23 protein-coding genes are annotated in these 23,685 nt (G+C 64.8%); 7 read left to right on the top strand and 16 right to left on the bottom strand.

The window, feature by feature from the left end; translation table 11 throughout:
* Positions 1-25 precede the first annotated feature (25 nt).
* From larC to QH195_RS28700, 9 genes are all read right to left on the bottom strand, one after another.
* On the bottom strand, positions 26-1,255 hold the full coding sequence (gene larC / locus QH195_RS28660) for a nickel pincer cofactor biosynthesis protein LarC (RefSeq protein ID WP_280437681.1): 1,230 nt from the start codon (positions 1,253-1,255) through the stop codon (positions 26-28).
* The gene (locus QH195_RS28665) at positions 1,252-1,773 is read right to left on the bottom strand and encodes a gluconokinase (protein ID WP_280437682.1); all 522 of its coding nucleotides are present in this window, start codon (positions 1,771-1,773) and stop codon (positions 1,252-1,254) included. Before QH195_RS28665 ends, larC begins: the two co-directional genes overlap by 4 nt.
* A gap of 103 nt (positions 1,774-1,876) precedes the next feature.
* Positions 1,877-3,427, bottom strand: coding sequence for an ABC transporter substrate-binding protein (locus QH195_RS28670; protein WP_280437683.1), 1,551 nt, complete (start codon positions 3,425-3,427; stop codon positions 1,877-1,879).
* Between the two features lie 185 nt (positions 3,428-3,612).
* Positions 3,613-4,950 carry an MFS transporter gene (locus QH195_RS28675; protein WP_280437684.1) on the bottom strand — a complete coding sequence of 446 codons (1,338 nt, stop codon included), beginning with the start codon at positions 4,948-4,950 and terminating at the stop codon, positions 3,613-3,615.
* Positions 4,934-6,739 (bottom strand): beta-glucuronidase, encoded by a 1,806-nt coding sequence (gene uidA / locus QH195_RS28680; protein ID WP_280437685.1) that lies wholly within the window; start codon positions 6,737-6,739, stop codon positions 4,934-4,936. The genes QH195_RS28675 and uidA overlap by 17 nt, the downstream gene beginning before the upstream one ends.
* Before the next feature lie 497 nt (positions 6,740-7,236).
* On the bottom strand, positions 7,237-9,198 hold the full coding sequence (locus QH195_RS28685) for a hypothetical protein (protein WP_280437686.1): 1,962 nt from the start codon (positions 9,196-9,198) through the stop codon (positions 7,237-7,239).
* A 221-nt stretch (positions 9,199-9,419) separates the two neighbouring features.
* Positions 9,420-10,091: a TetR/AcrR family transcriptional regulator gene (locus tag QH195_RS28690; protein WP_280437687.1), complete on the bottom strand. Its 672-nt coding sequence runs from the start codon at positions 10,089-10,091 to the stop codon at positions 9,420-9,422.
* 95 nt (positions 10,092-10,186) lie between these two features.
* A complete protein-coding gene (locus QH195_RS28695) occupies positions 10,187-11,092 on the bottom strand; it encodes an NADP-dependent oxidoreductase (RefSeq protein ID WP_280437688.1) in 906 nt (301 codons plus the stop codon).
* On the bottom strand, positions 11,092-11,631 hold the full coding sequence (locus QH195_RS28700) for a TetR/AcrR family transcriptional regulator (RefSeq protein WP_280437714.1): 540 nt from the start codon (positions 11,629-11,631) through the stop codon (positions 11,092-11,094). The genes QH195_RS28695 and QH195_RS28700 overlap by 1 nt, the downstream gene beginning before the upstream one ends.
* 236 nt (positions 11,632-11,867) lie before the next feature.
* On the opposite strand from QH195_RS28700, the gene QH195_RS28705 reads away from it, so the two are divergent.
* The gene (locus QH195_RS28705) at positions 11,868-12,701 is read left to right on the top strand and encodes a TauD/TfdA dioxygenase family protein (RefSeq protein ID WP_280425030.1); all 834 of its coding nucleotides are present in this window, start codon (positions 11,868-11,870) and stop codon (positions 12,699-12,701) included.
* Between the two features lie 108 nt (positions 12,702-12,809).
* On the opposite strand, the gene QH195_RS28710 is transcribed toward QH195_RS28705, so the two are convergent.
* The gene (locus QH195_RS28710; RefSeq protein WP_280437689.1) at positions 12,810-13,373 is read right to left on the bottom strand and encodes a nuclear transport factor 2 family protein; all 564 of its coding nucleotides are present in this window, start codon (positions 13,371-13,373) and stop codon (positions 12,810-12,812) included.
* A gap of 122 nt (positions 13,374-13,495) precedes the next feature.
* Here QH195_RS28710 and QH195_RS28715 point away from each other — a divergent pair, with 122 nt between their 5' ends.
* On the top strand, positions 13,496-14,149 hold the full coding sequence (locus QH195_RS28715; RefSeq protein WP_280437690.1) for a TetR/AcrR family transcriptional regulator: 654 nt from the start codon (positions 13,496-13,498) through the stop codon (positions 14,147-14,149).
* 103 nt (positions 14,150-14,252) lie between these two features.
* Here QH195_RS28715 and QH195_RS28720 read toward each other — a convergent pair whose 3' ends face one another.
* On the bottom strand, positions 14,253-14,849 hold the full coding sequence (locus QH195_RS28720; protein WP_280425932.1) for a TetR/AcrR family transcriptional regulator: 597 nt from the start codon (positions 14,847-14,849) through the stop codon (positions 14,253-14,255).
* Positions 14,850-14,944: 95 nt separating this feature from the next.
* On the opposite strand from QH195_RS28720, the gene QH195_RS28725 reads away from it, so the two are divergent.
* From QH195_RS28725 to istB, 3 genes are all read left to right on the top strand, one after another.
* Positions 14,945-15,682, top strand: a complete 738-nt coding sequence (locus QH195_RS28725; protein ID WP_280437691.1) for an SDR family oxidoreductase — start codon at positions 14,945-14,947, stop codon at positions 15,680-15,682.
* Positions 15,683-15,852: 170 nt separating this feature from the next.
* Positions 15,853-16,020 (top strand): hypothetical protein, encoded by a 168-nt coding sequence (locus QH195_RS28730; RefSeq protein ID WP_280437692.1) that lies wholly within the window; start codon positions 15,853-15,855, stop codon positions 16,018-16,020.
* 125 nt (positions 16,021-16,145) lie between these two features.
* A complete protein-coding gene (gene istB / locus QH195_RS28735) occupies positions 16,146-16,940 on the top strand; it encodes an IS21-like element helper ATPase IstB (protein ID WP_280437693.1) in 795 nt (264 codons plus the stop codon).
* Between the two features lie 105 nt (positions 16,941-17,045).
* On the opposite strand, the gene QH195_RS28740 is transcribed toward istB, so the two are convergent.
* Entirely contained in the window at positions 17,046-17,666 is a 621-nt protein-coding gene (locus tag QH195_RS28740; RefSeq protein WP_280437694.1) for a hypothetical protein, read from the bottom strand.
* A 254-nt stretch (positions 17,667-17,920) separates the two neighbouring features.
* Here QH195_RS28740 and QH195_RS28745 point away from each other — a divergent pair, with 254 nt between their 5' ends.
* A complete protein-coding gene (locus QH195_RS28745) occupies positions 17,921-18,295 on the top strand; it encodes a hypothetical protein (RefSeq protein ID WP_280437695.1) in 375 nt (124 codons plus the stop codon).
* A 276-nt stretch (positions 18,296-18,571) separates the two neighbouring features.
* On the opposite strand, the gene QH195_RS28750 is transcribed toward QH195_RS28745, so the two are convergent.
* Genes QH195_RS28750 through QH195_RS28765 form a run of 4 tightly spaced genes read right to left on the bottom strand, consistent with a single transcriptional unit; the run spans position 18,572 to position 22,630 of the window.
* Positions 18,572-19,582 (bottom strand): MaoC family dehydratase, encoded by a 1,011-nt coding sequence (locus tag QH195_RS28750; RefSeq protein ID WP_280437696.1) that lies wholly within the window; start codon positions 19,580-19,582, stop codon positions 18,572-18,574.
* Entirely contained in the window at positions 19,579-20,433 is an 855-nt protein-coding gene (locus QH195_RS28755) for an HpcH/HpaI aldolase/citrate lyase family protein (protein ID WP_432278299.1), read from the bottom strand. The genes QH195_RS28750 and QH195_RS28755 overlap by 4 nt, the downstream gene beginning before the upstream one ends.
* Positions 20,434-20,448: 15 nt before the next feature.
* Positions 20,449-21,339 (bottom strand): SMP-30/gluconolactonase/LRE family protein, encoded by an 891-nt coding sequence (locus QH195_RS28760; RefSeq protein WP_280437697.1) that lies wholly within the window; start codon positions 21,337-21,339, stop codon positions 20,449-20,451.
* 22 nt (positions 21,340-21,361) lie between these two features.
* A complete protein-coding gene (locus QH195_RS28765; RefSeq protein WP_280437698.1) occupies positions 21,362-22,630 on the bottom strand; it encodes an MFS transporter in 1,269 nt (422 codons plus the stop codon).
* 405 nt (positions 22,631-23,035) lie between these two features.
* Between QH195_RS28765 and QH195_RS28770 the strand changes: the two genes are divergently transcribed.
* Positions 23,036-23,677, top strand: coding sequence for a TetR/AcrR family transcriptional regulator (locus QH195_RS28770; RefSeq protein WP_168436136.1), 642 nt, complete (start codon positions 23,036-23,038; stop codon positions 23,675-23,677).
* Positions 23,678-23,685 lie beyond the last annotated feature (8 nt).

The raw sequence follows: 23,685 nt of genomic DNA on the forward strand, positions 1-23,685 counted from the left end.
CCTTTCCGGGGGCCCGGACGGCCCTTCATTCGGCCGGACGTATCGGCTTCCCCGGGAAGGGAAGGGGCGCCCCCGTGACCAGCCCGCCGGCAACGGCTACCGCACCGGCTTCATCGAGGACCGCGCGAACCGGCCGGCCCGTTTCCCGGGCTACCGCGAAGGCGTCCTCGAACTCCACCGTCGCCTGGTCGATACAGCCGTGCCGGCCGGCGACCTTTATCCGTACCTGTCCGCCATCCACCGGTACCGGTACCCAGGTCCGGGCCAGCTCGGTTTTCCGGACTTCGCGGTACCGCACGCCGATCGTGCTGGTCTCGGCGAAGAGCACTTCCGAAGCGGCAGTCACAGCCCAGGCCGGAACAAGCGCGGTGACGGTGTGAGCCGGCCTCCCCTTCTTCATCAGAACAGGAACAAGCCAGGCATCATCGGCTCCGCTGTCCAGCAGCCGCTGCACCACCACCGGCCATACCCGGGGGTCGAGATCATCGATATTCGCTTCGATCAGCACCCGTGTGGTCAGGGTTTCCCCGAAGTCCGCGGCGCCGGAGTCGACGACGATCCGGACCACATTGGCGCGGCCGGGAAAATCGCGGGTACCCGCACCGATACCCACAGCAGCCGGCCGCATATCGGGGATCGGACCGCATTCGACGGCCAGCGCGGTGACCAGCGCGACTCCGGTCGGCGTCGCCAGTTCTCCGCTTCCGCCCGCGTGGATTCGCCATCCTCGGGTCATGGTCAGGACCGCGGGGACGGGCACCGGTATCTGCCCGTGCGCGGCGCCGATCGTTCCGGAGCCGACCGCGATCGGGCTCACGACGACCCGGTCGATACCGAGGTGATACAGGGCGGCGCAGGTTCCGACAATATCGGCGATCGCGTCGAGCGCACCGACCTCGTGGAAATGCACGTCATCCACCGTGGTGCCGTGGATCCCCGCTTCGGCCTCGGCGAGCCGTCGGAAAACTCGGAGCGAGCCGGCTCGGACCGCCTGCGGTAAATCCGCACATTCCAGCATCTGCCGGATCCGGGACCAATGCCGGTGTGGCGGATCATCGGCCAGGACCACCGGGTCGATCTTGCAGGCGCGCATCCCCGCGCGCATCACCTCGGTCCGCCGCAATTCGACCGAGCCGGGGACGACGGCATCGATCGCCCGCTGCACCACCTCCAGCGGAGCACCGGCATCGACACAGCCGGCGAGCAACATATCGCCGGCGACTCCGGCCGAGGCATCGATCCATGCCAGGGTCATCGGCCGGCCCGCCGGGCTTCGATATCGGCTCGTGCCAAGCGATAAGCCGCGACCGCTTCGGTGACGACACTCTCGACGGGGTTGTTCACCGGTACGACGTGGCCGAATTCGCCAGCTCCCAGCGGCTCGAGATCCGCGAATTGGGATTCCAACAGCGAGAGTGGCATGAAGTGATCCGGGCGCGCCTGTATCCGTGCGGTGAGCAGGGCCATCGGTCCGGCCAGGTGCAGGAACCACACGTCACCGCCGGTGCGCAGTACGTCGCGATATCGGCGTTTGAGCGACGAGCACGAGACCACGCCACCGCGCTCGCCCCGCTCCACGATCCAGGAGGCGGTCGAACGCAGCCAGGGCGCCCGGTCGTCATCGGTCAGCGGGATGCCGGCGGCCATCTTCTCGATGTTCACCGGCGGATGAAAGGCGTCCGCGTCTGTGTAGTCGGTACCGAGCCGCTCGGCGAGCCGGACACCGACCGTCGTTTTACCCGACCCGGACACGCCCATCACGACGATCACCATCGTGACGTCCGTGCGAGACTGTCTGCGGCGGACACCCTCTCGGCTCCCGGCCGAAGGAGGGCAGCCGTCCGGACACGAGGTCGGTACTCGATTCGAGGGCCGCTCACTGCGCGAGCCCGAACTGCCGGACGGTCGAGATGATCCGTGTCCCGTCGCCGAGCAGAACCACACCGTCTTTGGTCACCCAGTGGCGCGGTACCGCGAACAGCGGAGCATCCCACGCCTGTTCCACCATGAATGCACTGATCTGCCGCGCGATTGCCGTGCTCGAGGTCTCGTCGAGCTCCCGGTTGTACCTGTCGATCAATGCGGTGAGCTCCGGGCTGCGGCTGTCGAACGGATTTCGCGGACTGTCCACCAGATACCGCCACGCCAACTCCTGCGGAAAGACATTGACCCCCTCGACGGCGACATACATCGGATACCGTTTCGAGGACAGCACCGCGTTGGTCTGCTGCGGCGGAATCGGCTCCCAGGTCACCTCGATCCCGATCGCGGCCAGCGACTGGGTCACCGTCGGCACGAATGTTTTGGAGTAGTAGATCTCCGGCATGGTGACGGCGAACCCGTTCGGGTATCCGGCCTCCGCCAGCAACCGCTTCGCTTCGTCGACATCGAACGGATAGGTCTTCTCGAGAGCCGCGTCGTAGGCGGGACCGTCCGGGTTGAACGGCTGGCTCGTCGCGGTCCCTTGGTCCCGCAACAGCGTCTCGATGATCCGCGAACGATCGAAGGCGAGATTGATGGCTCGGCGCACCCGCAGATCGCCGAGCGGTGGCAACATTTCGCCGGCCCGGTCGACCAGTGCCACATAAGCGAGCGAGTTCGCCTCGATCCGGAACTCCGCGAAGCCGGAGGCCTTCAACCGGTCGACATAGGCGCCCTCGACGCTGCCGACATTCAGTTCCCCGGACTGGAGGGCGTTGAGCGCCGCGGTCCGGTCCCCGATCACCCGGACCTCGACGGTCGGGAAGGGCAGGGCGGCGGCGTTCCAGTAGTCGTCACGACGCTGGAGAACGTACTTCGAACCGTGCACCGTGTGCTCGGTGTCCAGCGTGTAGGGCCCTGACGCGACCGGGTTCAGCGGGGTGCGCTCGGTGTTCACCGTCGCCGGATCGGCGATCACCCCTGCGCTCGAGGCCAGTGCGGGCAACAGCCCCGCGTCCGGCCGGGCGAGTTCCAGCACCACGGTCAGCGGGTCGGGCGCATGGACGGCGGCCACGTTCTTCAGCAGGCCCTGGACCTGGCCGGGGGTCGCCTTGGTGCGGTCCATCGTCACTTTCACCGCGGTGGCGTCGACCGGAGCCCCGCTGCTGAACCTCATCCCGGGGCGCAGCCGCAGGGTCAAGGTATGCGCCTCGTCGGTGTATTCCCAGCTCGCAGCGGCGTTGGGTTGCAACTTTCCATAATTGTCGGTCAACAGCAGGGTGTCGTAGACGGCGCTCCAGATAAGGGCCGGCTCGCTCTCGGAGAGGTGGGCCGGATCGAACGAATTGGGGGCGCCCAGAACGGAGATCGCCAGCGTCCCCTCCGGGACCGAACTCGAGCCCATCTGCCCGGCGCACCCGGTAGTGAGGGCAGCGCCCGTGATCAGAACGGTGGCGACGGCGAGGATTCGCGCGAACAGCGTTGGTCGTGGCACTGGACCGGACATATGTCGAACTTCCTTCTGCTGTGACGTGCGTCAATTACGCGTTCTCGCCCCACGAAGCCACAAGCAGTTGCCGCGGGTTGCATTCGGCAAAGGTGGGCGACGGATAACCAATTTTCAGGTAGTGGCAGGTCACCGGGCTGTACTTCGTGGCCTCGGGTCCTCGGCACAGGTATCTCGTACCCGGGCTACGGGGCGGCACCGCCACCGGCCCGGCGCCGATCCCGGAGGCCGGGCACCGCAGCCGCGCTTTCGCGGTGCCGGGCGGTCTCCAGATCCTTCGGATAGATCCGATACATGAGTGCCCAGAGCCCGGCATTGAGGGCATAAGGCAAGGAAATACCCCAGAACATCAGTGCCTCGAGACCCACGGTATCGGCGAGGAAACCGAAAACCAGGCTGAGCAATGCGGCGACCATTCCCTGGACGAACGAGAAGATCAACGCGTACGCGGTTGCCACGACCTCATGGGGCACGACAGAACCCACGATGGGTAGTACCGCTGCGGGGTGGCCGATGAAGCCGATCAGACCGGTGACGAACGCGGCCGCGTAGACGGCGACGCCGTGGCCCCAATCCAGCTGGAACAGCAGCAAGGTCGACACCGCGTACGCGAGGAGGTAGATCTGCATCAAGCCGATCCGCCCGTACCGAGCGAACCGCCGGTCGCACCAGTCCCCCAGTATGCCGCCGCTCACTCCGCCCGCGATCGCGCCGACCATGAAGACCGCCATCAGGGTTGCCGCGTCGGCCGTGCTCCACCCGCGTTCGTCGACGAAGTACGTCACGAAAAAGGACAACAGAACCACGCTGGTGGTGAGTACCGCCTGGACCGCCATGAACAGGACGGTTCGGGTCCGTAACAACTCCGAGACCGCACGGAGCGTGAAGCCGGGCTCAGCACGCCGGTCCGATACCGGCAGGTGCCGCCGCGGCTCCGGCACCAAGGCCAAGATCAGCAGGGCCGAGGCCACGCTGATCCCGCCCATCAGATAGAGGCCCCAACGCCAGCCGTCGGGGCTCTCCGCCAGCTGCCCGATCAACGGGGTGCCCAGCACCGACCCGCCCGTCGCCATCGTGCGCAGCAGCCCGAACGCCCGGCCCCGCTCGCTCGGCCCGTACATATCGGTGATCAAACCGTTGCTGATCGGCTCGGACGCCACCGTACCCAGCACCCCGATTCCGAACAGGATGAGCAGCTGGGTGAAGTTCTGCGCGAATCCCGCCGCAACGGTCCACAAACCCCAGACGCCGGTGGCGAGGACGAGGATCTTCTTGCGGCCGTACTTGTCGGCCAGCACCGCCCACGCCGGACCGGCCACCATCCGCGCGAACCGGCTGACTGCCGTCAATATCCCGAGCGCACTGGTCTGCAGGTGCAACGCGTCCCGAATCACCGGGAACAGCGTGTTCACCAGACCACCCTCGAAGCCGTCGACCACGCTCCCGGCTCCCAGCGCGATCAGGCCACCGGTGCGCCGCTGCCGTGTCGTGGCCTCGGCAGCCCCGTCAGCCCGGGTCCGCACCGGTGGCATCCGGCTTCCGGTTCCGCAGTGCCGACCATCGAGTCCGCAGCGCATGGGCGGCCGCCTTGGGCCGGCGGTCGCGCGTGAACACGCCCTTCTTGTTGCCGTCTACACGGTGGATTCCCGGCCCCGTGGCGAAGTCGGCGAAATTCCATACGTGCTCTCCGACGAATGCCGGGCAGCGGTCGAAGACTCGATGATGCATCTCGAGGTGAGCGACCTGGTACTCCTCCGTCCAGCTGCTGCCGAACAGCGAATGCAACCCGGCCGCGGTATCGGCCCCGTACTCCCCCATGATGATCGGCTTACCGTACTCGGCCACCCACCGGCGCAATTCGTCTTCGAGTTTCAGCTCGGCGCTCCGCAGATCACCGTTGTCGATGTACCAGCCGTAGTAACGGTTGATCATCACAACATCGAACAGGTCGGCGATCAGCTCGTTCTCCGGTGTCGCGAACATGTAATTGGCATAGGTCACCGGGCGCGATGGATCCAGGCGGCGGGTGAGCGCGACGAGCGGCTCGAAGTATTCTCGCGAACCTTCTTCATTCGTCGCCGGCTCGTTCGCGATCGACCACATGACGACACTGGGGTGGTTCTTGTCCCGGGCGATGAGTTCCCGGAGGTGCTGCTCATGCGTTGCCCTGGTGGCCCGGCCGTACGTCTCTTCGGAAAAGGTGGGTTTCGGCGCACCGCCCAGAAGTCCTGCGGTGACGTAGAGGTTGAGGCCCACGGCCGCGGTCTCGTCGATGACCACGATGCCGTGCCGGTCCGCGAACTCCAGGACCTCTTCGGCGTACGGGTAGTGCGATGTGCGGAACGAGTTTGCGCCGATCCATTTCAGTAGTTCGAAGTCGTGTACGAGATATGCGGGATCATGGCCCTTGCCACGCACCGGCGTATCTTCGTGCTTACCGAACCCGGTGAAGTAGAACGGTTCTCCGTTGATCAAGAACTGTGTCCCCCGGACCTCGACCGTCCGCACGCCGACCGGCAAGGGATACTCGTCCACCACCACGCCGTCGACGACCGATTCCGTAACGAGTGTGTAGAGATAGGCCGCGCCGGGCTGCCAGAGCTGAACTTCCGGAACACGCAGAGTGCCGGACGTCCCCTGAGAGGCGGCGACTTCCCGGCCCTTCTCATCGAGAAGGCGGACCCGAATCCCACCCTCGCCCACAGCAGTAATCGAGTAGTCGACGAGGCCGGTGGCGCCGTCGACATCGGTGACCACCGTGACATCCTCGATGTGGGATCCGGGCGTGCTGTAGAGCCAGACCGACCGCGCGAGTCCCGCGTAGTTGTAGAAATCGTGGTGGTATTTCTGCCGGCGCCGCCCATCCTCGGTGATCTCGATATGCCCCGGCGGAATAGTGGTCTCGGTCAGTTCGCCGCTGACACCCACGGTTACCCGGAACTCCTCGCCTGCGGTGACGAGATCGGTGATATCCGCCTCGAATGGCGTGTAGCCTCCGGAATGCTCCGCCACCAGGACATCCCCGACGTAGACCTTGCCGTGGTGCGTTGCCGCATCGAACCTCAGGTGGATCCGTTCCCCGGCCCAGCCGCGCGGGACTCGTGCCTCACGCTGGTACCACACCCAACCCACATGGTCACGAACCTCGGGGTCGAGGAAGAGGTCGTTGTAACTGGCCGGCACCGGAGCCTCGTAGGCGGCATCGAACGGCCGCTTCCACGGTTCGGGCGCGAGACGGGTTTCGATGGCGAAGCGCCACATACCGTCCAGGTTCACCAGTTCGCGAGTCGCGGTGACTCGAGGTTTGAGCATCGAGATCCTTCCGGGGTCTTCCACATTCAGTTGGAGATTTGCGCTGGCGATGAAAATCGCTTGCCATTGACTTCCGATCGTGCGGGCGCCGACAAAAGACGTCCGGCCATATGTTGTTTCAGCGGTTTATCCGAATACTTCGAACCGATACCACAAGCGAAATCGACCAGCGGATGCCTACGAATACGCGCACGAATCTCACCGACGGACAGTGATGCGAACTTGCCGATGCCGTGCAAACTGGAACACCGCTATCTCCTTACGACCCGACAACGACCGATTCGAACGACCCCAGAGAAACACGGCCGCAATATAGTTGGCAAGTGGTTGCACGGACTTGCCACAGCATTCCTCGGCCGGACTGCGCAGTATCGAGCTGGGCACGGACTTCTGGCCGAATACGCCCCCGCCGCAACGCAATACCCAGACCATCTACCGCTTCAGCACTTGCCGTTCCGCCCGAGGACAGCCGAACAGGCCGACCGAACCGCGGATGACTATCGGACCACGACACGCACTCTGCCGAGATTGCGGATCTGGGCAAAAGAGGTGTTCGCCTCCTCGTCGCGCTGAGAAGTCGCGCGCAGAGCAGGGAAATAGGTGCCGGGCGTCTCATAGGTGAAAGACTGTGTCACCTCCACCGATGTGCGCGCGGGGCCGACCGTTTCCGCTGCCACGAAATCCGGTCCGCCGGTGCGGCTCCACTCGGCTCGCACGACTTTTCCGGCATTCGGAGGTACCTCGATTTTCGCCCGCAATGTGACACTCTCCCCTGCGCTGATTTCGACTCGATCTCTTCCGTCCACGGTCAGGTCGACCACAGGCTGAATGCCGTGGCGCGCCCCCGCCGTTTCCGGTACCACGACCTGACTCTCGGGTGTGATTTCGTATCGGGTCGACGCCGGCGGAATTCGCCCTTCCTCGGCCCACGCGCTCACATCGCGTAGCGCCTGCTCGAGAATTCCGCGATAGTCGACGAGACGATCGGTCCGTGGGCCGATGTGGTCGGCGTTGTCGTTGAACCACACACGGAAGTCGCCGTCGAAATCCGCTCCCAAGGCTTGACGGACCTGGCGGGAGTACCAGTCGCCGTCCCACGGAAAGGCATCGGCGTCCAGCAGATTCGCGACGACGATGACCTTCCCGTTGATCTTGCCGGTGTGTACGCCGCCTCCGCTGACCCCTGTCGAGATCTCCGGGCCCACCTCAATGGGCCGCTGCGGATACTTCGGCGAACCGTCGCTTTTCCGGTACTGGTCGAAAGCGTAGAAGCCCTCGCGCTGCGGCACTTGGTAGCGAGGGTACGCAGGTAGCGCAACGTCCCATCGGTTGTCGATACGGAGCCGGGCACCGACGTCGATCGCTCGGAGCACCTCGTCGGAACTGTCGCTGCCGATGGCGAACGACCTGCCGGCCGGGTCGAGGACACCCGTCAATGAACCCACTTCGGTGCCGTCGGGGGCGTAGAGGACAAAGTCCGGGCGCGTGTATTCGGGGACGACAGGCACAGATTCCAGGATCAATTCGGTGGGTGTGTTCCGGCCGTCGCGTTCTACCCGAGTGACCGTGACCGTCTCATCGACAACCGCTGCCCGGAACAACTCGCCCAGCGGGGACCGCTCGGTACCGAGATAACCGGGCAGATTCCAGAAGTCTTCGACATAGCCGGGATCGGCGCCTCGGACCGCATCGGCGAACCCGAGCAGGCCCTGCTCGTCGTCCAGCCCGAGTACATAGGCGTAGTCTTCCCAGGCGCGAAGCGGAATTCCCAGCTTCGTGACCTCCGCCAGGACGCTGCGCTCGGTCGGGTCGAGCCCCGCATACGGGTCGCCACTACCACCCGGGCTCACCGCATCGGCGATCTGCGGAGCCTTGTCGTGCAGCACCATTCGGGCGAACGCCCGGATGAAGAAGAAGTTCGGAATGGAAACCGGTACACCGGGGATGAACGGTACCGCTCCGTCCCACACTCCGACGCTGTTCTCCATCGCGCCGATGGTCTGATAGGAACCACCGCTGCCACCCCAGAGGTACCCGTGTATTTTCTCGGTCGTTCCGTAGTAATCCGCCGCGACCTTTTCGGAGAACTTCGCGGCCGCAGCGTCTACGCGGTAGCCGCTCCCGCCGTTGGTCTGAACGGTGTATGCGCCGCTGTCCGCACCGAACTCGATGTCTTCGGGCTCGGCGTTCTCATCGACCAGGGGATACACCAGCTGGAAGAATCGTCCCTGCCATTTCCCTTTTGCGGGAAAATAGAAATTGAATCGTTTGTCGGTGCCTTCGAAGTAGCCCGACACCCGGCGGTGCGGCACAGGCGCGGCGACATCCTCCACATCGTCGATCACCGGTGTATCGAATTCCGGATCGACACAATCCGCGTCCACCCAAACGGGGCCACCTGCCGTAGCAGGCACACACAGCGCCGGCTCGGCGGCCACCCTCGCGCTCGGGATCGTCACCGTTGCCGACACCATCACGACGCCCAGCGCGATAGTGCACAGCAGACGCCCGATGCGCCGCGGTCCAGATCGCGGACGCGGATGGTTGCAGCGAATCGACATCGGCTACCTCTGAACGACATGAGCAAGTCCGCGGGAAACCATAGCCCGCTCACCTACCGTTCAGTAGGGAACGCTATTCGTTTGTTACCTTTTGGGTTTCCCTATCGCAGTCATGCACGTCAGGTGTGCATGCCGCCTGGACGGCCACCCTCCCCGCCGGGATCGGCATCAGCGATTTCTTCGACCGCCGACGCAGTGTTCCAACCTGCCGAAGGAGCGACGAGATGCAACATCTTCCGAACCAACTCGGCGGGTTCTCCGATGGAGGGGTCGAGGAGCCACAACTGCAGAAGTCCGTTCATCGTGGCCGACAGGAGAGTCGCAGCATCCTCGGGCGTAATTCCCGGAGCAAGGCCGGATCCGAATTCGCGGCGAATCGAGTGCGCCATCGACACCCTCGCCATCCGGAATCTCTCCGCGAAGTAGTCCCGCGCAGGGTGGTCGTCGGTGAGACACTCGGCCGACAACACCGTCCGCGCCCGAACAGCCTCGGGCCGGGATTGATTGAGCTCGACCAGACCGGGCAGATACGACAGCGGCAACGCCGGCCGGTCCGGCGCAGTCGGCATCTGCGCCGAATCGCGTTCGGCCAGAAATTCCAGCGCCGCGAGCAACAGTGTCTCTTTGGTCGGAAAATGATGCAGTAGGCCTTGCTGAGTCAGTCCTGCGCGTTTGGCCACGGCACCGATCGTCATCCCCTGATATCCGTGGGCCGCCAGCTCCGTCAATGCCGCATCCAGAATCTCGCCCCTGCGACGCACCGCACTTGTCCGCCGCTCAGCCATCGACATCGCTGCTCCTCTCGCTTTCGCGAGACGAGCATCGCATGCTCGCACGAGGAAGTCGTGTCAGCTGCACCTTTTGTCACAACACCATCCGGCCGACATCAAGACCACGGAGTGAGTACGAGCTTGCCGCGTACTCGCCCGGCTTCACTCAGCCGATGACTTTCCCGCACCTCGGTCATCGGCAGTACGCGGTCGATATGGACTCGCACCTGCCCCCGGGCGACTGCAGCCCCGATCTGCGTCAGCGCAGTAGTCGACGGCTTACCGGTGACCATCCGGAAGCGCGGATCGTCGTAGGCGTCGGATTCCTGCACCGTGATGTAGCGACCGCCGTTCCGAAGCACCCGCAGCGATCGCCGGCCGTATTCACCGCCGACCAGATCGAGCACGACGTCGACCTGATCGATCGCCTCGGTGAAGTCGGTTGTGGTGTAGTCGACGACCCCGGCCGCGCCGATACTGCGCACGAAACGATGGTTGTCGGCCCGTGCGGTGCCGATGACGTGCGTGCCGCGGCGCTCGGCGAACTGGACGGCGAAGTGCCCGACCCCACCGGCGGCGGCGTGCACGAGAACGGTCTCGCCGGGTTTCGGGTCCGCTGCTTCCAGAGCCTGCCAGGCGGTGAGTGCGGCGGTGGGCACGGCAGCAGCCGTCATGTGGTCCAAGCCCGGCGGGTGGGGTACGAGCAGGTCAGCGCGCGCAGTCACGAACTCGCTATAGGTTCCGGTGCGGCTGTGAATCATTCCGAAAACGTTGTCGCCCGGGCCTATTCCGGTGACGTCGGCTCCGGCTTCGACAACCGTCCCGGAGACATCGAAACCGAGAGTGAAGGGTGGGTCACCGAGGAATTTCACTCGGCCTGCCCGGAGTTTGCAGTCGACCGGATTCACCGCGGTGGCGCCGAGCCGGAGAAGAACTTCTCCCTGTCCGGGAACCGGCATGGGAGCCTGGACAGTTTCCAGCACTTCCGGGCCACCGAAACGCTGCTGGCTGACAATCCTCATCACTGTTCCTGCGCTTTCGGTTCCACCTGGTCCAGGTACTTCTCGATCAGGTCCACTACTTCCACGTGCCCGGTGAAGGTGCCGAGAGACTCCTCGAGATGGATCATTCGCGGGATCGCCGACATCAGAAAGACGATTGCCGACGCCGGAACGTCGTGCGCGCCGATGCGATATCGCTGCAGAGTGGGCTCGAGCGCGGCCAGCAACGCCTTGCGCAGACGTTCGCCGCCGGCGCCGAGCGCGGGTGCGATGGACTTGCGATGCCTGGCCAGGGCCATGAATTCGAGCAACAATGCGGTGCCCGCCGGGTCTCTGGCGTAGGCCCACACCGCCCGTAACGGCTGCTCGGATTCCACTGCCCGCCCCAGCCGCTCGACGAGCCGGTCCGTCCCCGTTTCCAGCACGGCTTCGAACAGCTGGTCCAGGAGTGGAAAGTGGTACTGGACGAGTCCGGGTGTGACTCCCGCTTCGGTTGCCACGCTGCGATAGGTGATCGCGGCATATCCCTGCGCGACCATCAGCCTCCTGGTCGCCGCGATGAGCTCGGCCCGAGTGCCCGCGCTTCGTGAGCCGACACCGCGCGCAGCGGACGCGGAGTTCGTTCTCCCGAGCTCGGTGCCGTCGTGGCGGGCCACGGTCCTCGCCGATGTTCGTCCGGGTCCTGGGCGCCTCCGCCGTCCGACTCCTTCCACCGGTTCACTCTCCATGAACGGAAATCATACTCTCATGAATGAGATATCGTCTTCTTGTACACATCACCAATAAAGGAGCAGAGATGAGCGCCACGGTGAACCCCCTACCGTCGTTCGGCGTCGAGATCATCGGAGCCCACGGGAGTGAACTGACCGGCCGAGCGGCAGCCGCGGAATGCCAGGCCGCCCTGGAGCAGTACGGGGTCGTGATCTACCGCGATCTCGATATCACCGATGACGACCTGGTCGCTCTCACCCGAGCGCTGGGCCGGCCGGTAGCCGCCCGCACCGGAGAGCACCGCCTCTCCGAGATCGAGACCATCACGCTGGACCCGGCGAAGACTGCCGCCACTCTGGCGTCGTATCGGCGCGGCAATTTCCTCTGGCATATCGACGGTGCCACCGGCCACACTCCGCAACGAGCGACCCTGCTCACCGCACGGGAGGTCGACGAGGCCGGGGGCGACACCGAATTCGCCGATACTTATCTGGCGTACGACGCACTTCCGGACGAGGAAAAAGCCCGGCTGGAGGGGTTGCAGGTGATCCACAGTTTTGCTGCCGCCCAAGCCCGCGCCAACCCCGCCGCCACCGAGCAGGAGCGGCGGGCATGGGACCGTGTCCCCACCAGAACCCATCCACTGGTGTGGACCCGGCGAAACGGACGCCGGTCATTGCTCGTGGGAGCGACCGCGGGCGAGGTGATCGGGATGGCACCCGAGGAGAGCCGGACACTGCTCGATCGTTTGCTCGACTGGTCGACTCGACCGGAGTTCGTCGTGCGTCATCGCTGGAGAAAGGGCGATCTGGTCATCTGGGACAACACGGGGATGCTGCATCGCGCAATGCCGTTCGAACCGACCTCACGGCGACTGATGCACCGTACAACCCTCGCGGGCGAGGAACTGGTGGCCTGACCCGACGGCGCGCGAGCCCCTCGGACGAGTGGACCCGTTCCATACGGAACGGGTCCACTCGTCCGAGTTGGTCACAGCTGCCCAGCCCGCACCGCCACTGTTTCCGCGTTACCAGCGCGCCGGCGCCGGGGTTTCCATGGACAACGGCCGCCGGTAGGAGAGGTCGGATTCGTCGCGGGTACCGACGAGGTAGCCCGCCTTCTTGAAAAAGCTCGATTGCAGCACCGACGCATCCGCCGCGAACATCGTCTCGACAGTGGAGCGCCGTACCGCGATTCGCCATTCGCCGTCCCGGCGCTCGAGCCGGTCCAGGTAGCGGCCGGTGATCACCTGGGCGCTACGGCCGTCGAGCCCGAGCAGCACGACGATGACATAGCTCTCCGCATGCGCGGTATCGCCGTCGATCTCGCAGTTATGTGTCGTGATGTGGTGGGTGTGCACGCGGGAGGTGGCCGCGTGTGTCCGATTGGCCCATTCGGCGTAACCGGGCCCCGAGTTGACTGCGGCACCGTGTTCGTCGATCCCGTCGTGGTGATAGGCCGCGGTGACGAGATCGGGGTCGTGGCGATCGCAGCCCCGCGCATGACCCGCTACACAATCGAGGATCGCGGTTCGGTCCATCAGGTATCGAACATCTCGCTGAAGCACTGCCAGATCGCTGTCGGTGGTCATATCTCTCCTCTGTGACAGGTGGCGAGCACGGGTTGCCCGTCCGGGATCACACCACGCTGCTATACGATCGTATAGCAGCAGAGGTGGGAGGATGCGTGTCACCGGGAGATCAGGAGGCAGGCATGGCGGCATCGTCACGGCGCACCGGCGCCGAGACGTCGAAGACCAGGGGCGTCCTACTGGACTGTGTGGAGCAGTTGATGCTGGAAGAGGGCTACGCGGCGGTGACGTTCCGCGCGGTGGCCGCCGAAGCGGGTGTCACCCCGAGCCTGGTTCAGTACTACTTCCGGACACTCGACGGCATCTTCCACGCCGCCATCCGCCGATACACCGAGCGCAACATCAGACATCTCACCGAGGCCCTGCAAGTGCCCGGCGACCAATTGCCGCGCGCACTCTGGGAATACAGTTGGGATGAGGCAACCAGCGCGCTGACCACGGAGTTCATGGCGCTGGGCAATCATCGCGAATCGGTCCGAGCCGAAATCGCGGAAGCGACCGAGCGGTTACGCAAAGTGCAGCTCGATGCCTTGTCCCGCGGTTTCGACGGAAGCAAGGCCCTCGACCAGGAGCTCACTCCGGGCGCCCTACTGCTACTCATCACCGGTATCCCGAAACTTCTTCAGCTCGAGCAGGGAATCGGCGTCCGGACAGCCCACCAGGAACTGATCGACACGTTCGAACGGTACCTGGGTCCGGGCCGGCCGACCGGCACGAAAGGCGAACCCGGACGGTCGCCGCGCCGCCGAAACCGAGCGCCGCACCGTCGGCCATGAGGTCCCAGTGCGGGCAGGAGGCGCGGAGACGGGGGTCCAGGAAGCAGAAGCGCACGAAGCCGCCCGGCTCGGTGACATCGGGTTCCGGCGTCGGCCCGGTGAGTCAGAGCGTCTTCATCGCGAGATCGGCCACTCGGTGGAGATCGTCGGCTGTCGCACCATCGCGGGCACGTTGCGACATGCCCTGGATCACGACGGCGAAGAAGTTCGCCAGCGCCGCGGGGTCGGCATCGGGCGCCAGTTCGCCCTGCTTACCGGCGGTATCGAACCGGTCACGGAATGTCCGCAGATTGGCGTTGCGGATATCGCGCAGGAAGGCCTCGATCTCGGCGTCCTGCCCGGTGACGTTGGTCGCGGCGGTGATGATCAGGCAGCCGGGCGGGTGCGCCGGGTCCGCGTAGATGCGCGCGGCGTCGTGCAGAATGCGATCGAAGGCGGCTCGGGCGGTGGAGGTTTCGTCGAGAGCGCGCCGCACGAACGCGGCGTTCGGGGTGGCGGAATAGGAGTCGACCACTTCCCGGAACAGCGATTGTTTGTCTCCGAACGCTTTGTACAGACTCCCCGGCCGGATACCCATCGCCGCGGTCAGGTCACCGAGTGAGGTGGCGTGATAGCCGCGCTCCCAGAACAGCCGGGTTGCGGCGTCCAGCGCCGCGGCACGGTCGAAGGTGCGCGGGCGCCCACGTGTCGCTGCTGCCATCCCGACATTGTAGGCCGATCACTCAACAATGTGTGATAAATTGTTGAGTGATCGACCACCAAATAGAAGGCGGACCCGTGGGAACACTCGACACCATGACGGCACTGGTAACCGGCGGCAGCCGCGGAATCGGCCGCGCCATAGCCGAACGGCTCGCCCGTGACGGTGCCACCGTGGCCTTCACCTATGCCACGAACCGCCCGGCAGCCGACGCCGTCGTAGCCCGGATCCATGCGGAAGGTGGGCACGCGGTAGCCCTGCAGGCCGAATTGGGCACCCACAACGATGCCGAACAACTATGGGCGGCGTTCGACGCAGCACTCCCCGGCGCACACGTGGACATTCTCGTGAACAACGCCGGAATCGGTTGCTACGCCGATATCTCCGTTCTCACCGAAGAAGATTTCGACCGAGTATTCGCCGTCAACGTGCGCGCGCCGTTCTTCATCGTGCAGCACGGACTCCCCCGGATACCCGACGGCGGAAGGATTATCAACATATCCAGCGGCGCAGCGCGACTGGCACTGCCGGGCGCCATCGCCTATGGGTCGACCAAAGCAGCGTTGGACACCTTCACCCTCAACCTCGCCGCACAGCTCGGCCCACGCGGCATCACAGTCAATTCCCTCGCACCGGGCATCACCGATACCGATATGAACGCGGGCTGGCTGCACCGCGACGCGGAAGCAGAGACCAGTGCGGCGGCGCTGGCAGCGTTGGGACGTGTCGGCGCCCCCGCCGATATCGCCGATATCGTGGCATTCCTTGCCTCCGACGACGCCCGATGGATGACGGGACGTGTTGTGGACGCCACCGGCGGCGCCGGTCTTTGAAGCACTGTCCACGACATGGCCGCCGGCACCCCGGCCCGTGGGGAGTATCTGATGACTGCGCGCGAACGTCGTCGACCGGTGATCAACCGGTCGCGCTCGGGAGCAGAGTAGTTCTACGACAGGAATTTCAGGCAGATTGGCGCCGGTGGGTTCTTCCGGCTCTCATCGAAGTGCTTCTGCTCCACTCCCATCTGCCCCACGACCATGCCGTCGCCGGCCTCGCAGCCGCGCAGCAGGCAGGCGCACTGACCGCCGACGCGGTCGCACTCGAAGCCCGCAAGATCGGCGAAACCCTGGATTCCGAACCTGCGGTGGTCGACCTCGACGCACCCGGCTAAGTGCCGTCTCTGACCGAGCGCCGCCTCGCCCAGCTACCGCCGGATCGGCGCCCGCTGCCCTCGGTCGCGGCCTACGACCAGCTACTCCGCCGAACGCCCACCACGACGAAAGGATCCACCACCGCATGACAACCTCCACACCCCGTCGTCACGGCATGACCGAACAGGCCGCCGACGCCGCAGTCGACCAAGCCTGCCGCATGCTGCGGCTGCCCACCGTCCGGTCCCAGTTCAACGAGATCGCCGAGAACGCGAGCCGCGAACAGATGACCTACCGGGCCTTCCTGGCCGAGCTGCTGATCGCCGAATGCGACGACCGAGCCCGCCGACGCTCCGAACGCCGAATCCGCGCCGCGGGCTTCCCACGGGACAAATCGCTGCGCGCGTTCGACTTCGACGCCAACCCCAATATCGACGCCGCCACCATCAATACCCTCGCCAGCGGAGACTGGATCAAGAAAGGTCTGCCGCTCTGCCTGATCGGGGACTCCGGCACCGGCAAATCGCATCTGCTCATCGCGTTGGGCACCGAAGCCGCCATGCAGGGCTTCCGCGTCAAATACACGTTGGCCACCAAGCTGGTCAACGAACTCGTAGAAGCCGCCGACGACAAACAGCTGACCAAGACCATCGCCCGCTACGGACGCGTTGACCTGCTCTGCATCGACGAACTCGGCTACATGGAACTCGACCGCCGCGGCGCCGAACTACTGTTCCAAGTCCTCACCGAACGCGAGGAGAAGAACTCCGTCGCCATCGCCTCCAACGAGTCCTTCTCCGGCTGGACCAAAACCTTTACCGACCCCCGGCTCTGCGCCGCGATCGTCGACCGCCTCACCTTCGGCGGCCACATCCTCGAAACCGGCACCGACTCCTACCGCCTCGCCCGCACCGCCCAAGCCAAAGCCGTCGGCGGGTGACGTCGAAATTCACCGACCGAACCCAGCTCCAGCCCACAGCGCCGACGTCACGGTTCACCGATATCCCGGATCTGCTGGCCTGTTCGCGAGGTGAACCGTCGTGCCTCACAACAGGTAGTCGCGCCAAAACGGCACGGTCACCCGCGACTTCCACTCCTCGCTGCGCCAGTCGTCACCCCGTTCGGTGAACTCCAGACGAACCCACATGTTCAGATCACCGCCATAACAGATGGTGTCCCCAAGCCGCCACACCGACAGAACAGGGTGCCCCCAGTTTCCACGTCCGGCAGGCAGAAACCGGCGGGCATACACCGGAACCAACCGCGGCGCGCCCTGCAGCCGCTGCCGGGCCCGGGCCACCGCCTCAGCGGGGTCGGCCGGCCGCTCACCCCAGCACCGCGGCCAGAACCCTTCCTGCTCGACCTGCCAGATCGCGACATCGACCGGCCACTCGAGATGCCGCTGCAGATCCTCAGAAGCACCGTCACGCCAGTCCGGCCACGGCTTTTCCCACGTTTTCCATTCCGCATCGACGTCATCAAGGTCGCGCACCGGCAGCCCGGCCGCAAGGAACGCACGATGCTCATCAGCAAACTCGAACCCGTAGTGTTTCTCGATCCGCTCGAACTCGGAGTCGGTCAACCCCGGCTTGATCTCGCAACAACCAAGCTCCGCCAACCGGGCTGCGGGTTCCCGCCCCAGCCGAATCCCCCTGCTCTCGACCACGGCGCGACACTAGCGCCTCCGCCCCGGCACCCTCACACGCGAGAAGCACCGTGATCGAACTCTATCCACCATCCCGACGCCGCTGCCGACACGCCGACCGATGACGTCACTTTCCGCCGATCAACACGACCCTGATCCACGCCCTCCGCCGCCAGGATTCGCCAGCCAACGACGTCGGAATTCACGGGACTGCAGTTTGGCCGTTCTTCCTCTCCTGGCATCTCCAGTGGTGGTGGCGAACTACGGTACGTATGGTGAAGCCCTTGGAACGTCCGGTTGTACTCGCATTGACCTATGTCGTGAGCTCGTTCCTTTTTGGACCTGCCATCTTCCTCGGTGGTTACGTATTGTTCACCGGAGGTGTCGCGGATTTCTGTGACGCGGCCCATGGTGGACCAGCTTCACGCAACGCGAAGTTCACAGCTGTCGAAAGCTTCCAGGTCACAGGCGCCGTCACCATGCTGGCCGGCGGGCTTGTCCTGCTGGCTAATCTGTGGGCCCGTCGCGATAAGATCAGCCTACTGCGACTTACATTGAGTAGCAGTGGGATTCTCGCCATGATGTGCGGATTTGGCCTTGTCATCTTCCTGTCTGGTCCTGGAGGCCAGGGCTGCGAGCCCCCGGTATGACATCGCGCAATTGACCCGACGGCACCATCGTGCTGCGTACCGCACCCTCTCGCTTGGCCGTCCAGTGACGTCAAATTTCGCCGTCACACTACCGCCATCACCCCGGCCGCCGATGCCCAAATTCGCCGACGAACGACGCCCAAATTCACTGGCATAACCCGGGCCCGGTACCGCGTATCAACCGTCCAGCGAGGAATCTTTGCCCAGTGGCGACAATGGCGACTTTGCGACCGTCACTCGGGTGCGGCTCGCGGAGGATGAAGCTTTTACCGGACGTCAAGCGAACAGAGCGGTGAATCGCCAGTCCAGCACCTGCTGTGGCGGTGCGTCCCGACGGTGAGAGAAAACAATCGATCGCAGGTCGAGGGTGCCGCCGGTCGGCAGTATCGACGCGTTCTCGACGTACAGGTCGCTGGTGAGCGTATCCCCTTCGGCGACTGCGGCCGTATGATCGCAGGATTGCCAGCCGAGTACTGTCACCATGTTCGGCAGCGCCCGTACTGCCTGATCGAGAGCGATGCCGATGGTGTGGCCACCGTAGACGAGGCGACCGGTCGGGCTCGTCCGCTCATCGTGGTGGGTGGCGGCGATATTGAGGGTGAGCCGGGCCAGTTCGGGTGCACTGCTGACGACATCGCCGCTCGAGGTGAACCCGACCCCCACCAGTGACGGGTCGAAATGCGGTTCTGGCACTGCGGATCGGTAGGCATCGAGATCGATTCCTTCGGGCACTGCCCAGTCCGTTGCATGCGATTCGCCGATCGTGGACACATCGTCGGTGCGGGCCACCTCGGCCGGATCGACCGCGGGGTCGACCGGCAGCATGGCGCATCGGTGGAAGTCCAGAACGGTCCGTCCGTGCTGGTCCACAGTGCTGATACGCAATACGGCGAGACCTGTCGCCGGCCGCCCGGGTCTGATCGAGTTGCTTTTCAGGCCGACGACCGCAGTGGTGGTCGACAGCGTGTCACCGATCAACGGCAGGCGATGTAACCGCAGGCCTCGGTAGAAGAGGTTCGCTTTGACGTGATGGGTGGCCAGAGTCGATTGTCCGATCGCGATATCGGTGACAAGCCCCGGGTGCGCGACCGGGCCACCGGCGACCGTTGCCGCCAGCGACCTGTCGAGCGTCAGGCGCAACCGATTGCCGACGATCGCTCCGTGCGCGGCAGCGAGCCCGTCGGTCAAGGTGACGGCGGGAGCGGTATCGAAGACCTGCCCGACGGCCAACCGGTCGAAGTAGGGCCCGCCGACGACAACAGTCCGCGCGTGGTCGAGAGTTGTCATCGTCTGGCTCCGATCTTGGTCAGCGTACGGCGGGCGGCGACGGCGAGAGCTTCGTCGAGCATCCGGCCGTCGAGTTGAACGGCTCCCACCCCCTGTTCCTCCGCTTGTTCGAGTGCGGACAGCACCCGCCTGGCGAAGTCGACCTGTTCAACGCTCGGAGTGAACAACTCCAGCGTGGTACCGACCTGTGCCGGGTGCACAACCCATTTGCCGTCGAACCCGAGATCCGCGGCCCAGTGGCCCGCATGGTGGAAGGCCGGGTCGTCGGCGATTCCGAGGAAGGGACCGTCTATTGCCTGCACTCCCGCCGCACGCGCGGCGTGTAGCACCCGGTCCTGAACATAGAGCCACTGTTCGGGCGGGGACGCGGGCGACCGGCCCAGTGCGGCACCCAGATCGGCGTATCCGATGATCACGGCCTCGATCCGGGAACCGGCGGCGATCCGGTCGACATTGCGGATTCCGGTGGGGGTTTCCACCAGCGCCTGCAGTCGCACCTCCGTGCCGCCGGCTTCGTCGAGTATCCGGTCGGCGGCCTCGAGGTCCGCGGTCGAGCCGACCTTCGGAATCACGATCGAAGCCAGGGCATCCGCCACTTCGCAGAGTGCGGACAGGTCACGGCCGAACCATCGGGTATCCGGTCCGTTCACCCGGACGGAGACCGGCCGCCGGGGTCCGTACTCACCGACCAACTCGGCCACGATCCCCCGCACCTCATCCTTGCGACCGGGAGTGACAGCGTCTTCGAGATCGAGAACGACCTCGTCGACAGAAGAATCGAGTGCCTTGCGGGCTTTACGCTCGTCCGAACCGGGCGCCACCAGAGTTACTCGCCGGCATGTAGCAATCACGATGAGTCCTGCCGATCACTTCGCGACACGTGTAGGCGAATCGATGGTCACTGCCTCGATCCGTGACTCGCGCAATCGCAGGCATTCGGTGCTGTCCAGCGCCGGCGAGGCGCACAGGTAGAGCTGATCACCGTGTGCACCACCGGTTGCGCAGGCCAGGACGAGTCGGCTGGACCGTACCCGCTCGATTTCCCGGCCCTCCGCGTCGATACGAACTGCGGCGCGGCCGAATACATCCGATACCCAGATATATCCCCAAGTATCCATTCCGATGCCGTCCGGCGCGAAGTCGACGAACAGCTCCCTGCGCTCGGTGAGAGTGCCGTCGGGAGCAAGGCGGAAACGAGTCAGCCGGGCGCCGAACGACTCGGCGACGAATAGATACTTCCGGGTTTCGTCGACGACGATTCCGTTGCTGAATGCCAGCCCGGAAGCCACCTCCCGGTATTCGCCGTCCACTTCGACCAGGAATAGCCGGCTGGTCGCCGGCGGGGTGAACCGGCCGTGGCATACGTTGTCGATATCTTCCGGATCGGACAGGAAGGCGTGCGGGTCGAATCCGGTTTCGCCGACGTAGCATCGGCCGGCGGAGTCCACAGCCAAATCGTTCAGCGTCGAGATGACCGAATCGGAGAGGTCCGCGTGCACGACCATTTCATCGTCGTCGAGCCGGACGATTTTTCGCTCCTGCATGAGAACCACCAGGAGACGTCCGTCGGGTAACCACCCGATACCGCCGGGCGCGCTCGCAACCTCGATCGTGCGTGTATCCGAACCGTCCGGCCGAACCGAGATCACTCGGTTCAGATGCATGTCGACGAACCAGACGCGACCGTCGTGGTAGCGCGGGCACTCGGTGAACGAGTATCCGTCGGCGACGACTTCGAAGGAAGAGTTGACAGTCATCGAAAATACTCCATTTCCTGGATCAGGCTTCGGAACGCACGGCTTTTCCCTCGGCATCTGTGACAGACCATGTTTGCGGCCGTCGCGGAATCGCGGCAGCGAGTATCGCACCGAGAATTCCGAATCCCGCAAAGACGTAGAAACTTGTCTCGACGCTGCTACCGGCGGCGACGAGGAATCCGATCAACGTCGGGCCGCCGAGGGCTCCGACCCGGCCGGCGCACGAAATCCACGACAGTGCGGCGACTCGGGAGTTGTCGGGATAGTCCGTCGCCACGAATCCGGACATCAGCAGCTGCGCTCCGAGAGTTCCGGCGCCGGCGACGAATACAAGGACATAGACCAGACCCAGCGGAAGCGCGATGCTCAGCGCGAGAATGCTCGCTGCGGCGGCGAGAAATACTGCGATCATCACCGTCCGGGGCCCCGAGGCGTCGGCGCGCCTGGCGAGTAGCGGCGGAATTGTGGCCGCACCCAGATTGAGAGCAATCAGGAAGGTCAGTGCCGACCCGAGTTCGTATCCGTTCGCGCGCATCAGCTGCGGAAGCCAGGTATTCAGCCCATAGGTCAGCACCAGCCCACTCGCACTCATCAGTCCGAAGACGATGGTTCGCACCCATACTCCGTCGACGAACAACGCCTTCGGGCCCCGCGCAGTGCCGGAGCTCCGGTCGTCCTGCGATGCGTCTGCATAATCCGCGGGCCGGCGCGTTGCCGAGGATTCGGGAAGGGTGAAATACATCAGCGGCACCAGGGTCACCAGAGGTAGAGCACCGAGCGCGAAGAGGAAGCGCCAGCCCAACGGCTCCAGCGCTACCACGCCGACGAGCGCGGCGACAACACCTCCGACAGGGTATCCGGACCAGGCGATGGCACTGTACCGATTCCCCTTCCCCTCCGGCGCGAATTCCACCGCAAGCGCCGCCGCGAGCGGAACGAACGCGCCGATACCCAGCCCTGCCATGAAACGGGCCCCGCCGAGCATTTCAGCCGTCGGCGCCACGGCGCAGATCGCCATCCACGCGGAGAACCAGCCGCACGAGGCGATGGTCAGCAAGCGCCGGCCGATGAAATCGGCCAGTGCACCGGAGACGAGCGAGCCGATCAACATACCTACGACCGTGAGAGTGCTGATCAGCCCCGCTGTCGCCGGCCCGATATCCCATCCCTCGGGGGACACCAGCTGGGGCAGCACTGTCCCGTAGGAGACCAGGTCATACCCTTCGAATGCCAATCCGGCGAAACACAGTGCCAGTACCGGGATTCGGAATCTGGCGTTGACTCTGGACATGGTAACTCCCTCACATCGACGACATTCCGCGCTCCATATGCCGAGGCGTGCCGAGCTGTCGTCGCGGGCCTCGGCCCCCGGCGGCCGAATCGGCCGAACGGGTGGGGAGGCTGTGATGCCTCGCCGACGAACCGGTTCGAATCGGAGACTCCGGCCGCATATCGAGTAGCGCGTTGCGGCATCGGCCGGGGCCTCGGCTCGCGGCGATCGGCCGGGTTGTCTGCGCGGCGACCTGCGTGCACTGGCAAGTGCGTATGTCCGGAAGTGAGCCTAAGCACAACAGGCCGTTGTGTCAACCATCACCATGTCGAGTCAGTCGCTGAGTTTGTCCCGTTACGCCTGCCACCAGGGCGTCGGCCGACGCTGCGTCATGTCGGCGACAACCCTCGGGTCTACGCTCGCAGCATGGACAACACTGCATCGACTGAGACGACAGAGCTGCTCCCGGTGCGTGAGCAGCAGCGGTTGATGACACGCCGGCGAATATTGCATGCGGCACGCACAGTTTTCGAAGAGCGCGGTTACGGGGAAGCGTCCATCGGCGATATCACCAAGGCAGCGAAGATCAATCGATCCACCCTCTACCTCCACTTCGCCAACAAAGCCGAAGTTTTCAACGAGGTCTACGAGGCCGTCCGCAAACAGCAAAGCGCACGCTACTGGTCACTGCTGAACGTCGCACTCGAGGAAGGCACCGAGTCCGCGCTGCGGAATTGGCTCGACAACGCCTTGACCTGGTGGGAGGACCACGCGAAACTGCTGCCCGCGATTCACGAAGCCATGGCCGGCGATCTCGAGGTCGCCGCACGCTGGAAGGACCAGATCGACCAGCTCGCCCACGAACTCGACGGATACCTGCAGACGATCCCGCCGGAGCACCGTGACGAACGGCAACTGCGCATCGAACTGCTGATGGTGCAACTCGATCAGCTGTGCTTTCGATGCATCGTGCAGAAGGTTTTCATACTGGAGCGCGCGACCCTGCTCGATGTGGTGACCGGACTGTGGGGCGACGCCCTGAACCTGAAGAAGGACCGTAGCTCCTGACCGCTGCA

It is taken from the genome of Nocardia carnea (assembly GCF_029868855.1).
Lineage (GTDB): Bacteria > Actinomycetota > Actinomycetes > Mycobacteriales > Mycobacteriaceae > Nocardia > Nocardia carnea_A.